The following is a 13,607-nucleotide window of genomic DNA, read 5'->3' on the forward strand; positions in this document are numbered from 1 at the left end:
TCCCAATATGCAAACTAAAAAACTTCGGATGGAACTTGCCGGCATGGAAAATATTTATTCTTTTGCACACATGGACACCTGTTATTAACTGCCAGCATGATTTTATTCGTCAACGACATACCCGTAAGGATTTACAAGGTTGATGAAACTCCGTATGCTGGTCATTTCACCCATAGCATTGACGCCTCCAAAGAACTGATTACCCAGGCCAAACTAAATCATCATGTTTGGGTTAAAAATGTAAAGGAAGTTGAGCTTGATCTGTTATTTACTTTCTTAAATGCTAAAGTACCGTTTGGTTTATCATCGCTGCATATTTCGGTAACCGATTACGCACGGGTTAAAAACTACCTTCGTAACAAGTTCAGCATTATTAAAGCCGCAGGGGGGCTGGTAAGGAAAAAGGATAAATTCCTGATGATTTACCGCATGAAGAAATGGGATTTACCCAAAGGCAAGAAGGAGAAGGGTGAAAAGTATAAACAAACTGCCGTGCGCGAGGTGGAGGAAGAATGTAACATCACCGTAAAAATCGGGCCTAAAATATGCACCACCTGGCACACCTATACCATGAATCGCAAAGCCATGCTGAAGAAAACCCGGTGGTACGTAATGGATTTAACGGATGATTCCAAAATGAAGCCGGCCGGCCAGGAAGATATTGAAGAACTCCGCTGGATGAACCCCAAGGAAGTTTATCATGCGCTTGAGCACTCTTATAAATCCATCCGCTACGTGTTTGAGCGGTACTATGAACTGGCCGAATTAAAGGCAGTTTAAAGTTTATAAGGCAAAAATCCGGAAATATCACCGCCATACTTATGTACTTCGCGGATGATGGATGAACTGATCCACGCAAATTCGGGTGAGGTGATTAAAAATACAGACTCCAGTTGCTGAAATAACTGCCTGTTAATTTGCGAAATGCTGTTTTCGTATTCAAAGTCGGTGGTGTTTCGCAAGCCGCGCAGCAGGTACCTGGCATTATGTTTTCGGGCGAACTCGGCTGTTAACTCAGCGTAGGTGTGCACCGAAATATTCGGATAGGCGTTGAATGTTTTTTTTATATGCTCCACCATTTCAGCAATTGCAAAATATCGCACACTTTTTCCGCTGTTGTATCCGATGGCAATAATAATTTCATCAAAAAGTTTCAGGCCCCGGAGTACAATATCTTCATGGCCTTTCGTAAATGGATCAAAAGAACCCGGAAACAGCGCGATACGTTTCATGGTGCGGAGGTTGTGGCAGTATAAAGATTGGCAAATAGCATGGCATTATCAACCCTGACGGCACAGGTAAATGCCATATAAATCCAGAAAGTGCTGATCCTGAATTTCATCAAAAAGGTATCCAAAGCGAAGAAAATCAGGACGCCCGCCATAGGTAACGTTATTAATGTATTTATAAAATTCGTGATAGTGTGGTGAGTTTTTGCCAATGTAGCCCCACAGCAGCACTTCGCTGGTTTTCTGGTCCATACCCAGCAGTTTCATTACCAGCATAATATACTTCACATAATCAGAAAAATTCTGAATGGCAAATTGGTTGTAGAACCGGAGCGCATTATCCTGCACGGAAAGAATGTGCAGTTTAAACCGGTCAACATAAATGTAAAGCGGGTTATCCTGCCGTTTTTTTGCATGATGCAGGGTGGCCTCAATTAACGCAGCTGATTGATGTGTGTAAACGGGTTTATTGTTGGCGTAAACTGATTCGAGCCATCCTTTTAAATTTTTTGGTACGGCAAATACGGTTACAGCCTGGCTTTGTGGAAGCACTGCATACAGCAATTCCTCGGTATCCGTATCCGGTTTGGCGTTAAATCGAAGATACTCGCTCAAGGATGTATCAACGAACAACGCCTGGGGCACCTGGACAAATTTTTGGTTTTTAAATGCAATGGTTATTGACTTCCAGAAGCCCGCCTGCAGCAAGGCATGACTATCGAACAGGTTATCAAGAACAGCCAGCAGGTCGGAGGGAGAACCTACGGAAGGAAGCACATAGTCTTCCAGGTAAAGCGCACGGTTATCAGTATGCTCAACAATGAGTGTCTGGAAATCACGGCTGCCGATATTGATCAGCAGGTGGTATAGATGAATGTTTTCTTCATCAAAACGTTCATCCTTTATTTTTTTTATCAGCTTATATTGAGCAGTGCTGGTTTGCAAGTTACTCCCAGTTTCCGGCCGTAGTTACATCGGTTCTTGAACCGAAGCGCAGGGGCTTCCGGTTTTTGGCTTCGTTGGTTTCTTTCCGGTCGGGGTTGATGGGGGCCGGATCCTTCACTTCAATTACCCAGACTTTTATGCCGCTCCGGTCAATAGTCCCTGTAAAAATATCGAACATTTTATCCGAGCCGGGTACTTTACCCAGGTTTTTTATATCTACATTCGGATTAAGCTGGTAATCCCAGAAACTGATCAGGTTTTGTCCTTTGGTAACCCGATCACCCGATTTAACCGGAGCCAAAGAAGATACAGTACCTTTCTCCAGAAAGCTATACTCTTCAACCCGGTCGCTGCCATCTCTGCGCAGTGAATATGACTTTTTACCTTTCACCACAAAATCGCCAACATTAACCGCATAACCTAAAAAGGTACCATTATCAGCAGCATTGACTGAATAGGTCTTCTTAAAAATCTTATCCTTTGCCGAGATAAAGCCAAGGGTATCCACAAAAACTTTTACACAGTCAACCCCATAACTACCTTCTTTAATAATTTCTCTTCGCTGCAGAATGGGAACCTCAGCCGTTTCAATGAAATTAATTAATGAATCCCAATTGCTGGTATACCGCCTGTTTTGTTCAAGAAACACCTTTTGAGCCTCACGGATTACCGACAGTTTGTCGATGATTTGCTGCTCGGTGGCTTTGATGTTTTCGGTTACTTCAATGGTGGTGGCAATACTGTTGTAGAGGTAGTAGGCCAGTGCAAGCGAGGCGATAAACAAAACAATGGCAACAATCTTGGTCAGGTTCATTTTCGAAGGTTTAAGGCCACAAGTATAGGTATTTTACAAGGTAAAAAACAAGGCAAAACCGGGTTTGCGGCTTTAAATTCTGAAAAATCCGGTCAATTTTTTCAGGTCATCGGCCTGCCGGCAAAAACTAAAAATTCCGTGTTTTTCAGAAGGCGGAATGGCTTCAATTTCAGGCCATGATAAAAATTTAACCTCCTTTATAATTTGTGTACCGGCTTCCATTTCCGGATCGCTTCCCTTGACTAACGAGCCCCCGGTTTTAGGGGTAAAAAAAAATAATTCAACCGCATGCAGGGGATGATGAACATACTCACACGCGAATTGCAGGTGTGCTACCCGTACGGTCAGGCCTGTTTCTTCTCCGATTTCGCGCATCAGGGCATCGGTAGCAGATTGCCCGAATTCAACACCCCCGCCTGGTGGCGACCAAAAATTATTGGCATGTAACCCCTGGTGGTTAACCATCAGCAGCCGGTCATCGTCCCAGCATAAGCCACATACGCGTACACGTACCCGGTTTCCAAATTTTTCTTCGATATCCTGTTTCATTTTGGGTTACCAGTTTGCAACCAGACTTATGGATGTTGCCTATCAGGTTAAATTTTATGAACGCCTGTGGCTTAATTGTTGTTGATATCGGTAAATTTGTTAAAAATAAGCGTATGAAAAACTTTCTGATTCTTTTATTGATGGCTATACTGGCCTACCCGGTATTTGCCCAGGATGCCCAAAAGGCTAAAGGACCAGTGCTTACCCTGGAGAAGACGGCCCATGATTTTGGCGATATTCAGCAAGGCGAAATTGTTGAGCACGTATTTAAATTTACCAATACCGGTAATGAGCCCCTGATTATTACCAATGTGCAGGCCAGTTGCGGCTGTACTACCCCGCAATGGACTAAAGAACCGGTGATGCCGGGTGGCAAAGGTGAAATTAAAGTGGGCTTTAACAGTGCCGGCCGCATGGGCATTCAGTCAAAATCGTTGCCCGTAATTTCAAATGCTGTTAACGATGTGGTTATCAATTTCACCACAAACGTGTTGCCCAAAAATCCCCAATAAATAAAGTGGAATACAATAGCCCAGAGCCATTCCTTAGCCGGAATGGCTTTTTGATTTCAATACTCCGGTTAACAGCAGAAGCCACCCGCCAATAAGGAGAGTACCGCCAAACGGAGTGATAAACGCAATCCATGTATGCCCGGTAAAGCAAAGCGCGTACAGGCTGCCACTGAACAACAGGATGCCCGAAGTAAAACCAATTGCCGAAAGACGCAGGTAAGCCGATTGATATAGAGATTGTGCGATGCCGGTAAAGAGCAAGGCCAGGGTATGATAAAACTGATAGCGGACGGCCAGTTCAAAGGTATCGAGTCGGCCGGTTTCCAGCAGCATAGGCTTCAGGGCGTGGGCGCCAAAAGCTCCCAGTGCAACCGCGAGTGCGCCAGACAAGGCCGCAGTTTTGATGGAAGTGTGTTTACTCATGCCTCTCTGGCCCCAAAGATAGCAGAACCAATCCGAACCATTGTGCTTCCTTCTTCAAGGGCAATGCGGAAATCATGGCTCATGCCCATGGATAGCTCAGTCATTTCAATGCGACCCGACAAGGTATACGCTTTAAATTTCTCGAATAGTGTTTTTAAGCCGCTAAACTCCTTTCGGATTGTTGAAGTGTCGTCCGTATAAGTAGCCATCCCCATTAACCCGGTAATTTTAATATGGTTAAGATTTTTTATGTTGAAATCCTTAATTAGACCTTCTGCTTCGTCCGCTGAGAGTCCAAACTTGGTTTCTTCGCTGGCAATATGAATTTGCAGCAATACCGGTATAATGCGGTTGCAGCGTTCAGCCTGCTTGTTAATTTCCTGCAGCAACTTCAGGCTGTCAACCGAGTGGATGAGGCTTACAAACGGGGCGATATATTTTACTTTATTGGTTTGTAAATGGCCAATCATGTGCCATTCAATGTCTTTGGGCAAGGCCTGGTATTTTGGCACCAACTCCTGCACTTTATTTTCGCCAAAACAACGCTGACCAAGCCGGTAAACCTCCAGCACACGGTCAGGTGGATGCGTTTTGCTTACCGCAATAAGTTTTACGTTTGCTGGCAGTGTAGCCTGTAATTCCCGGATGTTATTTTTATCACTCATTGCGTATTTTTAGCACCGCTAAAAAACAAAAAAACTGCGGCACCACATGGCAATTATCGGAAACTTGCTTAAAAAAGGAATACGGCTGCGGGAGATGATGGAGCAGGAGTACACCGCTCCGTTCGATTTACAGAAACGTGAATTAAAAGAGTTGCTGATAACCGCCAGTCAGACGGAATTCGGCAAGCATTACCGGTTTAACGATATTCTGAGCGCTTTTCGAAAAGGACAAGCCGATTTTTATAAACTGTATAGTTCTGAGGTGCCCGTTCACGATTATAACAAGATTTACAACGAGTGGTGGAAGTACACAATTGAAGGGAAAAAGAACATTTGCTGGCCTGGTCGGGTAAAGTACTTTGCATTAAGTTCAGGCACCAGCGAAGCTACCTCCAAGCACATCCCGGTAACGAAGGATATGACAAAGGCTATTCAAAAGACGAGCATCCGGCAGATCCTTACTCTTTCTAAATATGATTTACCGAGCGCATTTTTCACGTCCGGTATTCTGATGCTGGGCGGCAGTACCCACCTGCACAAAGTAGGCAATTACTTCGAAGGCGACCTGAGCGGTATCCAGGCGGCCAAACTGCCGTTTTGGTTTCAGCATTTTTACAAACCCGGTAAGAAGATAGCCCGAAACCGCAACTGGGAATCAAAATTGAATGAAATCGCCCGCAAAGCACCCGAGTGGGATATCGGGATAATTGTTGGTGTGCCGGCCTGGCTGCAGATTATGATGGAGAAAATCATCGCCTACCATAAACTCAGCCATATACACGAGGTGTGGCCCAATATGCAGGTGTATGTGCACGGTGGCGTTTCATTTGACCCGTACCGGAAGAGCTTTGAAAAATTGCTTGGCAGGCCTGTACACTACATCGAAACTTACCTGGCGTCCGAAGGCTTCATTGCTTTTCAGGCCTATCCTAACCGCAGGTCAATGCGCCTCGTACTGAACAATGGCATCTTTTATGAATTTGTGCCGTTTGATGATCAGCATTTTGACGCGACTGGTGAGATTAAACCAAATGCACAGGCTGTTATGATTGACCAGGTTGAGGAAGGAAAAGAATATGCACTGTTGCTCTCCACCTGTGCAGGGGCCTGGCGTTACCTGATTGGCGATGTAATCAAATTTGTGTCAGTGGACGAATCCGAGATTGTAATTACCGGTCGCACCAGGCATTTTTTGAGTTTATGCGGTGAACACTTGTCGGTTGAAAATATGAACCGGGCTATTGAAATAGTTTCGAACGAACTGAATGTTGAAGTGCCTGAGTTTACGGTAGCCGGTGTACCGCACGATTCGTTATTTGCACACCATTGGTTTATCGGCTCCTATCAACCCATTGACGCGCACCTGTTCAGGCAAAAGCTGGATGAACGCCTGAAGGAGTTAAACGATGATTATGCCGTTGAACGAAGTGCTGCGCTCAAAGAAATTAAAGTAGAGGTTCTTCCGGTTAAAACCTTTTACGATTGGATGGAATCGAAGGGAAAAGTTGGAGGGCAAAATAAATTTCCGCGGGTGATGAAGGCCACACAACTACAGGAGTGGCAGCAGTTTATTCAAAACCACCGGCATGGAAATAGTTATTAAGGGCATTGTTTCAGGAATAATCCTGGCCTTTCTTATCGGGCCGGTGTTCTTCACCATTCTTCAAACCAGTGTTGAACGAGGTTTTGGCAGCGGGGTGCTGGTGGCAGCCGGTGTGGCGTTGAGCGATACGGTTTATATTGCTATCGCCTACCTCGGCATATCGCAGGTATTTCACGATCCTCGAACACAGGTTTATCTGGCTTATGGCGGTGGCCTTGTGCTTTTTTGTCTCGGCCTCTATTACCTGCTTATTAAGAGCCGTAAACTCAGCGGGTTTCAGGTTGAGCATATACGTGAACAAAATCCGCTCCGCCTGATGGCGAAAGGCTTTTTTATTAACGGGCTAAGCCCGATGGTGCTGGTATTCTGGGTGGGCACGGTTGGGCTGGCCACCAGCGAACTGGGTTACACCACACCGGCCAAAGCGCTTACTTTTTTTGGCGCTATTATCGGCACAGTTTTTATAACCGATGTATTGAAAGCCAAACTGGCTGATAAGTTGCGCAGGATATTAACTCCCCGGTTTATCCGGTTGCTTAACATCGTGTTGGGTATCGTGCTGGTAATTTTTGGAGGCCGTTTAGTTTTGTTTGCCGAAAATGTCAGCACCCTGTGATTTAGTCATGCAGCACGTTGCTGATAAAGGTAAGTTTGGTAAACAACCAGGCCAGCAGCAGTACAATTGCCCAGGTCAGATAGATTGTATAATAATCTGCGGTGTCCTTAAACCGTGTTTCTTTTATTTCTGCTTTTTCTAATTTATCGATCTGGCTAAATACCCGTTCAAGCGCCCGGTTATCCAGAACCCGGTAAAATTCTCCGTTACCGATTTCGGCAATTTTACGCATGGTGGTTTCGTCAACATTATTTTCAATCATGTTAGGTCTGCCAAAAAAATCTTTACCGAAGGGCACCATGCCTTCTTTACCGATAACGATGGTATAGATTTTAATACCAAAAGCTGCTGCCAGTTCGGCTGCCGTTAAGGGATCAATGTTGCCGGCATTGCTGTCACCATCGCTTAACAGGATGCACACTTTTGATTTCGAATCCGATTCGCGCATGCGGTTGGTAACCACGGCCAGTGCGCTGCCAATGGCCGTACCGCGCGACTCAATCATGCTAAAGGTCATTTCATTAATCAGCGACTTGAGCATGCTGTAATCGGTGGTAAGCGGAGCCAGCGAAAAGGCATCCCCCGAGAACACCACAATGCCGATTCGGTCCTGCAGGCGGCCATCAATAAATTCAGTAGCCACTTTTTTGGCGGCATCCAGCCGGTTGGGCGTAAAGTCGGCAATCTCCATCGAGCGGGAAATGTCGATAGCCAGCATAATGTCAATTCCTTCCGTCCATTGCTCTACTTTTTCATTGGTTTTTTGTGGGCGGGCCAGGGCAACCAGCAAAAGCGCCAGGCAAAGGATAAGCAACAGGCCGGGCAGCAGCCGGATTAAGTTGAGGGCCGAATTTTTGAGATCTTTTTGTGTTAACGCTACCGGCAACTTTTGCGAGGTTTTTAATTGCCATAACCAGCGCATAAGAAACAACAGGGGAAGCCCTGCAAGCGCATATAAAATTTCCGGATTATTCCAGGTAAATGCTTTTAGTGTGGATGGCAAGAACCAATACAGCGAATACCAGGGCAGGGTGGTGTCCATGTTATCCATGTTTTACATCGTTTAATTTTTTAAGGAACCGCTGTTCTGCCATTTTACCCAGTTGTTCCATCGGTTTATCAATGCTTGTTTGGTGGCCGTAGATGGCGCCATCGAGGGCTTTTAACGCGGGGCCTAAAGCGCTGTCGGTCTCAAGTAAAAGCATTTCACGTGTGGTAAGTTTGGTATAGGGTTTCTGCTCCAGTTTTTCCAGGTATTTTTTCCACAAGGCCAACGCCCGTTCAGCCAGTTGCGGATCGAATTGCCTGCTGATTTCCGTGAGGTAGCCCGTAAAGGTTTGTGAAAACGCTGCGTAATCCTTTTGTAAACGTCTGATGTAAAAATATTTCTTTATCCGCTTGCCAAAAATGAACCAGGTTAACGCGGCTATAATCACTAAGGAGATAGAACCAATAACAACTACCGGGTAGTTAAATAGAAATTCTACTAACTGATACTCGGTATCTGTTTTGAGCGGAAGCTGTGGAAGCGGAATGGTATCGGGTGGCAATACCTTTACCTGGCTAATCAGGCGAATGCTGTCGGGTATGCTTTCAAAGCGCAGGCTGTCGGTACCACGGGGTACAAATACAGGCAGGGCCAGTTGCTGTACGGCATCCAGTTCAAATGTTCGAAGGGTATATACCACACTGTCGTAGCTGGTGCCGTTGGTGGTTTGTGTTGGGAAGTACTTCTTCGAAACGTATTCGAAAGGTGTAAACGAAAAGGTTGAATCAGGAAACAGCACGTTAAGATTTTCCGGGTAGCGGGCGGTTAGAAAATAATTAACCGGCTGGCCGATGGCTATGCTGTCCTGGTAAAATCCGCTATTAACCTTTACTGGCTGTGCTAATGCAAGGTATTTGGTTAATGCCAACGTTAAAAACAGTAAGCGCCTCAACATCACCATGCGATTACGTAGTTTTTACTGTTCGGTTTCTTACTTTAAATAACTTCAGCAGTTTAGGCACGTAATCTTCATCGGTATCAATTGAAATAAAATTGATCTGATGTTTCCTGCTGAAGGACTCCAGGGCGGCAATCCGTTCGGCTAACTGCCTGCTGATTTTCTGGCGGAAATCGCCAAAGGATGTATTCACCCAAAGGGTTTTCCGGCTTTCTTTATCAAGCACGGGCACAATGCCCAGTTTGGGCAACCGTGTTTCGCGTTTATCGCTGATGTGAATCATCACCAGGTCGTGCTTGCGGGCCAGTGCCTTCAGGTTGTGCTTATAGCCTTCGTCAATAAAATCCGAAATCAGAATAACCACACTCCTTCGCTTAATGGTATTCAGTGCAAACAACAAAGCCCGTGTCAGGTTGGTTTGTAAGGACCGCGGATGAAGATTAACCAGGCCGTGAATAATCTGGTAGGCTTGTGCTGTGCCTTTACTTGGTTTGATATACAATTCACGTTGGTCCGAAAAACAAATTAACCCGACATGGCTGGATTCTTTTACGGCCGAAAGTGCCAGCACTCCGCAAATTTCTCGGCCAATATCTATTTTGGTTTTACCCTCGGCTCCAATTTCCTGTGATGCACTCACATCAAGAACGAAGAATACCGTTTGTTCTTTTTCTTCACGAAATGTTTTAACAAACGTGCCGTGTCCTTTGGCTGATACGTTCCAATCGATGGTACGGATGTCATCGCCATACTGGTAGGGGCGTACATCGTCAAACTCCAACCCGGTGCCTTTAAACACCGACCGGAAATCGCCCTGCATCTGGCTGTTTATGGCCTTGCGAATCCGTATTTCGTACTTGCGCAGTTTCTTCAGTAAAGCCTTCATACCGGTGCCCGCAAAAATATAGATTTGTATGTACTTTGCGGGATGTTTCGGATGTCCGGTGAATTTAGTTTACCCTCCGCTTGGCGGATAGCCCTGTTATTTGTGCTGGGCCTGTCTGCCTGTAAACCAAAGCAGCCCCCCGGTGTGCTTAATGAGCAGGCGATGGTTAAGGTATTGATGGAAATTTACCTGGACGAAGAAAAAATCAGCCGGGCTTATATTCCGTATGATTCGGTAACCCGGATTTCTCCCGTTATCCGTCAGCGGATACTCAACCGGCTAAATGTGCCCGACTCTGTTTTTAAAACGTCTATGGAATACTACATGGCCCACCCCCAGGTGCTTGAACGCATTTATGGTGCTTTGATTGATTCATTGAGTTTCAGGGAACACCGAATGCCCGTACCCGATGCTGCACCCCGGTGACATTGAACGGAAACTCGGGTTCGATCAAATCCGGGAAAAGCTAAAGGCCCACTGCTTATGCACACTCGGCACTTCGGCCGTAGATGCAATGACTTTTCTGGCATCATCGGTGCCTATTAGCCGGATGCTGAAGGAAAATTGGGAATTCAGGCAATTGCTTGACCGTTGCGATGACTTTCCTTCAAATCATTACTTTGATCCGACTTCGCTGCTGGCAACCGCTGCCGTTGACGGTGCCTGGCTTGAGCCGGCCGATTTTCTGCGAATCAAACAATCGCTCGAAACCATTGTAGCGTGTATTGCTTATTTACACAAGCAAAAAGATGATTTTCCGGCCTTGTTTAATCTAGCCTTACCCGTTATTGTTGATCCGGGAATCATAACGGAGATTAACCGCACTATTGATGATGAAGGCCAGGTAAAAGATTCGGCTTCGGATGAGTTGAAGAATACCCGTAAACTTCTTCGTGAGGCACGGACCAGGCTGCGCACACAAATTGAAAAAGCGTACCGGTTGGCGGTTGCCGAGCAGTGGGTGCCTGAAGGCGGGCTTCCCGCCATCCGGCAAGGCAGGTTGACCATACCCGTATTGGCAGAGTACAAACGAAAATTGAAGGGGTACATCCTTGATGAATCGGCCACCGGACAAACGGTGTACATTGAGCCGGTAGAGGCCATTGAAGCAAACAATGAAATCCGCGACCTGGAGCATGCCGCCCAGCGTGAGGTGATCCGTATTTTAAAAAGCCTGACCAGTGAACTGCGCAGTCGCATGGATGAACTTAACAACGCTTACCGGTTTCTTGGTTACATTGATTTTACACGGGCCCGTGCAAAATTTTCTATTGCCATTGATGCTGTGTTACCCGTTGTAAAGGATGAACCCATACTGCAGTGGATGGAAGCGCGGCATCCGCTGCTTCAGTTTACGTTGGCAGGCAAACGCAGCGTAGTACCGCTTACTATTAACCTTACTGATGCAGACCGCATGCTGCTCATCAGCGGGCCCAATGCCGGAGGTAAATCGGTGTGCCTGAAAACCGTTGGGTTATTGCAATACATGCTTCAATGCGGCTTGCTGATTCCGGTATCGGCCGATTCAACGGCTGGTATTTTTAACGATATGTTTATTGATATTGGCGATCAGCAATCGATTGAAAATGACTTGAGTACTTACAGCAGCCACCTGAAGAACCTGGCGTTTTTTATCAAACACTCCGGACCGCAGTCGCTTGTTTTGCTTGATGAACTGGGTTCCGGTACTGATCCGAATTTCGGAGGCGCTATTGCTGAAGCTGTGCTTGAAACGCTGCTGAGTAAAAAGGTGTGGGCGGTGGCAACCACGCATTATTATAACCTGAAATTATTTGCGGGTAATCATCCCGGCATCCGTAACGGGGCTATGCGGTTTGATGAACAAAATCTGACTCCGCTGTTCATTCTTGATATTGGTAAGCCGGGCAGTTCGTTTGCATTGGAGGTTGCCCGTAAAACCGGTTTGCCCGAAGAGGTGCTGGAAAGGGCCGGACAATTAGTAGGCAACGATTTACTGGGTTTCGATCAGATCGTTCGAAACATAGAGAAAGAAAAGCAGGAGTTGGCAGAAAAACTAAAGCAACTTACCGTGCAACAAGAACAACTGGAAGAGTCCATCAGTAAATACAAAGACTTACACGCCAATCTTGAACAGCGCAAAAAGGATATACTGGACCGGGCAAAGCAGGAGGCGGCTGCGTTATTGCAGCAAACCAACCGTGAAATTGAGAAAACCATCCGGCACATTCGCGAAAACCAGGCCCAGCGCAGCGAGACTGTTAGAGTTCGAAAGAATCTTCAGCAGTTAGAAAAAAAAGTTGGCCGTGATAGCAGCCAGCTATCATCAGCTCCTTTGATAATAATTAAGCCGGGCGATATGGTTTCAATTATCGGGCAGGAGGGTGCAGGCACGGTGCTGTCAATTAAAGGCAAACATGCCATGGTTCAGTTTGGTGAATTGAAGTCGAAGGTACCGATAGTTAAACTTCAGAAGGCAGGTCGGAAATCGTTAAAGAATGTTTCGTCCGAATCGGGCAAACCGGCAACAGGTGGGTTAAAACTTTATGAGAAGCAGGCAACATTTAACCCTTTGCTGGATGTTCGTGGCAAACGGGCTGAAGAGGTAATACGGGTACTGGAGGAATTTTTGGATACCGCAGTGTTGCTGGGTTACCGCGAATTAAAAATCCTCCATGGTAAAGGCGAGGGAGTATTGCGTGCGGTGGTGCGTAATGAATTAAAAAAAAGCAACCATATTGAGTCTTTTGCAGACGAACATGTTGATCGGGGTGGTGCGGGGGTTACGGTGGTGGTGCTTAAATAAAAACACTTCTGCCACTTTAGGCGGCAGGAGTAAATTTATTGAAGTATAAAATTCCAGGTACCGTTCACCAGGCTTACCCGGCTGCCGGCATAATTGCAACTGGTGCAGGTAAAGGTAAGATTCAGTTTGCCGGTGGAGTCTATAAAATACGTCATGGAGAGGTCACCGCTGTCTTGTGTGCCGCTGTTATTTTCATCACGTATTAGCTGCGATTCGGGATCACCCCCGAAAAACCAGTTACCGCTTGCCGGCCAGGGGCTGGGGGTAGGCCTGGTACCGCTAACTGAGAACGTATAAGGGCCTTTGGGGTTGCTCGAATTAAATGTGCCGCCAATAGTCAGGGTGAAACCTGAAAAATCTGCGGTACGGTCGGTCGCGTCAAGTGTTGCCCCTCCGGAAGTTACTATTGTCCAGGTTTTCTTCAGTTTATCAAGTTGTATTTGTTCCGGTGCTTTGTTAGGCCCGTCATCGTTACAATGCGTGAATGCTATTACGGTAACAATAAGAATTGCAAGAGAGAGAAGTGGTTTAATAAAATGGCTCATTTTTACGTGTTTTTGAAGATACAAGTTGCGATTTCTTCTGCATAAAATCAAACAAGAAGAGTCCTTCAAGGTCGAATTCAGGCGTTTAT

Annotated in this window: 16 protein-coding genes; 6 read left to right on the plus strand and 10 right to left on the minus strand. The window is 46.0% G+C overall.

The annotated features are described in order from the left end of the window. Positions 1-96 precede the first annotated feature (96 nt). On the plus strand, positions 97-780 hold the full coding sequence (locus tag HRU69_09560; protein ID QOI97724.1) for an NUDIX domain-containing protein: 684 nt from the start codon (positions 97-99) through the stop codon (positions 778-780). On the opposite strand, the gene coaD is transcribed toward HRU69_09560, so the two are convergent. The 4 genes from coaD to HRU69_09580 all read right to left on the minus strand — a co-directional run bounded on the left by coaD (position 777) and on the right by HRU69_09580 (position 3,537). After that, on the minus strand, positions 777-1,232 hold the full coding sequence (coaD, locus tag HRU69_09565; protein QOI97725.1) for a pantetheine-phosphate adenylyltransferase: 456 nt from the start codon (positions 1,230-1,232) through the stop codon (positions 777-779). The genes HRU69_09560 and coaD overlap by 4 nt on opposite strands. 48 nt (positions 1,233-1,280) lie before the next feature. Then, positions 1,281-2,174, minus strand: a complete 894-nt coding sequence (locus tag HRU69_09570) for a DUF3822 family protein (protein QOI97726.1) — start codon at positions 2,172-2,174, stop codon at positions 1,281-1,283. A gap of 1 nt (position 2,175) precedes the next feature. Then, positions 2,176-2,988, minus strand: coding sequence for a hypothetical protein (locus HRU69_09575; protein QOI97727.1), 813 nt, complete (start codon positions 2,986-2,988; stop codon positions 2,176-2,178). 72 nt (positions 2,989-3,060) lie between these two features. Continuing rightward, complete coding sequence (locus tag HRU69_09580; GenBank protein QOI97728.1) at positions 3,061-3,537, minus strand: NUDIX hydrolase; 477 nt, start codon at positions 3,535-3,537, stop codon at positions 3,061-3,063. A 113-nt stretch (positions 3,538-3,650) separates the two neighbouring features. Here HRU69_09580 and HRU69_09585 point away from each other — a divergent pair, with 113 nt between their 5' ends. After that, positions 3,651-4,049 carry a DUF1573 domain-containing protein gene (locus tag HRU69_09585; GenBank protein ID QOI97729.1) on the plus strand — a complete coding sequence of 133 codons (399 nt, stop codon included), beginning with the start codon at positions 3,651-3,653 and terminating at the stop codon, positions 4,047-4,049. Between the two features lie 33 nt (positions 4,050-4,082). Here HRU69_09585 and HRU69_09590 read toward each other — a convergent pair whose 3' ends face one another. Together HRU69_09590 and HRU69_09595 are read right to left on the minus strand one after the other, a co-directional pair. Beyond that, positions 4,083-4,472 carry a DUF423 domain-containing protein gene (locus tag HRU69_09590; GenBank protein ID QOI97730.1) on the minus strand — a complete coding sequence of 130 codons (390 nt, stop codon included), beginning with the start codon at positions 4,470-4,472 and terminating at the stop codon, positions 4,083-4,085. Then, on the minus strand, positions 4,469-5,137 hold the full coding sequence (locus HRU69_09595) for a YggS family pyridoxal phosphate-dependent enzyme (protein ID QOI97731.1): 669 nt from the start codon (positions 5,135-5,137) through the stop codon (positions 4,469-4,471). Before HRU69_09595 ends, HRU69_09590 begins: the two co-directional genes overlap by 4 nt. Before the next feature lie 46 nt (positions 5,138-5,183). On the opposite strand from HRU69_09595, the gene HRU69_09600 reads away from it, so the two are divergent. Together HRU69_09600 and HRU69_09605 are read left to right on the plus strand one after the other, a co-directional pair. Continuing rightward, on the plus strand, positions 5,184-6,740 hold the full coding sequence (locus tag HRU69_09600; GenBank protein ID QOI97732.1) for a GH3 auxin-responsive promoter family protein: 1,557 nt from the start codon (positions 5,184-5,186) through the stop codon (positions 6,738-6,740). Next, positions 6,724-7,356 carry a LysE family transporter gene (locus HRU69_09605; GenBank protein QOI97733.1) on the plus strand — a complete coding sequence of 211 codons (633 nt, stop codon included), beginning with the start codon at positions 6,724-6,726 and terminating at the stop codon, positions 7,354-7,356. The genes HRU69_09600 and HRU69_09605 overlap by 17 nt, the downstream gene beginning before the upstream one ends. A 1-nt stretch (position 7,357) precedes the next feature. Here the strand turns inward: HRU69_09605 and HRU69_09610 are convergent, their stop codons facing one another. The 3 genes from HRU69_09610 to HRU69_09620 are packed head-to-tail and all read right to left on the minus strand — an operon-like array spanning position 7,358 to position 10,188. Then, complete coding sequence (locus HRU69_09610; GenBank protein QOI98879.1) at positions 7,358-8,398, minus strand: VWA domain-containing protein; 1,041 nt, start codon at positions 8,396-8,398, stop codon at positions 7,358-7,360. A 1-nt stretch (position 8,399) separates the two neighbouring features. After that, positions 8,400-9,299: a hypothetical protein gene (locus HRU69_09615; protein ID QOI97734.1), complete on the minus strand. Its 900-nt coding sequence runs from the start codon at positions 9,297-9,299 to the stop codon at positions 8,400-8,402. Positions 9,300-9,309: 10 nt separating this feature from the next. Beyond that, positions 9,310-10,188: a DUF58 domain-containing protein gene (locus HRU69_09620; GenBank protein QOI97735.1), complete on the minus strand. Its 879-nt coding sequence runs from the start codon at positions 10,186-10,188 to the stop codon at positions 9,310-9,312. A 42-nt stretch (positions 10,189-10,230) separates the two neighbouring features. Here HRU69_09620 and HRU69_09625 point away from each other — a divergent pair, with 42 nt between their 5' ends. Both HRU69_09625 and HRU69_09630 read left to right on the plus strand, forming a co-directional pair. Next, positions 10,231-10,614, plus strand: coding sequence for a DUF4296 domain-containing protein (locus tag HRU69_09625; GenBank protein QOI97736.1), 384 nt, complete (start codon positions 10,231-10,233; stop codon positions 10,612-10,614). Then, a complete protein-coding gene (locus HRU69_09630; protein QOI97737.1) occupies positions 10,598-12,973 on the plus strand; it encodes an endonuclease MutS2 in 2,376 nt (791 codons plus the stop codon). The genes HRU69_09625 and HRU69_09630 overlap by 17 nt, the downstream gene beginning before the upstream one ends. A gap of 35 nt (positions 12,974-13,008) precedes the next feature. Here the strand turns inward: HRU69_09630 and HRU69_09635 are convergent, their stop codons facing one another. After that, a complete protein-coding gene (locus tag HRU69_09635) occupies positions 13,009-13,518 on the minus strand; it encodes a hypothetical protein (GenBank protein ID QOI97738.1) in 510 nt (169 codons plus the stop codon). Positions 13,519-13,607: the final 89 nt, after the last annotated feature.

The sequence above is a fragment of the Flammeovirgaceae bacterium genome (genome assembly GCA_015180985.1).
Lineage (GTDB): Bacteria > Bacteroidota > Bacteroidia > Cytophagales > Cyclobacteriaceae > UBA2336.

Coding starts and splice junctions, on each gene's coding strand:
- HRU69_09560 (QOI97724.1), top strand. CDS start 97: ATGATTTTATTCGTCAACGACATACCCGTAAGGATTTACAAGGTTGAT.
- coaD (QOI97725.1), bottom strand. CDS start 1,232: ATGAAACGTATCGCGCTGTTTCCGGGTTCTTTTGATCCATTTACGAAA.
- HRU69_09575 (QOI97727.1), bottom strand. CDS start 2,988: ATGAACCTGACCAAGATTGTTGCCATTGTTTTGTTTATCGCCTCGCTT.
- HRU69_09580 (QOI97728.1), bottom strand. CDS start 3,537: ATGAAACAGGATATCGAAGAAAAATTTGGAAACCGGGTACGTGTACGC.
- HRU69_09585 (QOI97729.1), top strand. CDS start 3,651: ATGAAAAACTTTCTGATTCTTTTATTGATGGCTATACTGGCCTACCCG.
- HRU69_09590 (QOI97730.1), bottom strand. CDS start 4,472: ATGAGTAAACACACTTCCATCAAAACTGCGGCCTTGTCTGGCGCACTC.
- HRU69_09595 (QOI97731.1), bottom strand. CDS start 5,137: ATGAGTGATAAAAATAACATCCGGGAATTACAGGCTACACTGCCAGCA.
- HRU69_09600 (QOI97732.1), top strand. CDS start 5,184: ATGGCAATTATCGGAAACTTGCTTAAAAAAGGAATACGGCTGCGGGAG.
- HRU69_09605 (QOI97733.1), top strand. CDS start 6,724: ATGGAAATAGTTATTAAGGGCATTGTTTCAGGAATAATCCTGGCCTTT.
- HRU69_09610 (QOI98879.1), bottom strand. CDS start 8,398: ATGGACACCACCCTGCCCTGGTATTCGCTGTATTGGTTCTTGCCATCC.
- HRU69_09615 (QOI97734.1), bottom strand. CDS start 9,299: ATGTTGAGGCGCTTACTGTTTTTAACGTTGGCATTAACCAAATACCTT.
- HRU69_09620 (QOI97735.1), bottom strand. CDS start 10,188: ATGAAGGCTTTACTGAAGAAACTGCGCAAGTACGAAATACGGATTCGC.
- HRU69_09625 (QOI97736.1), top strand. CDS start 10,231: ATGTTTCGGATGTCCGGTGAATTTAGTTTACCCTCCGCTTGGCGGATA.
- HRU69_09630 (QOI97737.1), top strand. CDS start 10,598: ATGCTGCACCCCGGTGACATTGAACGGAAACTCGGGTTCGATCAAATC.
- HRU69_09635 (QOI97738.1), bottom strand. CDS start 13,518: ATGAGCCATTTTATTAAACCACTTCTCTCTCTTGCAATTCTTATTGTT.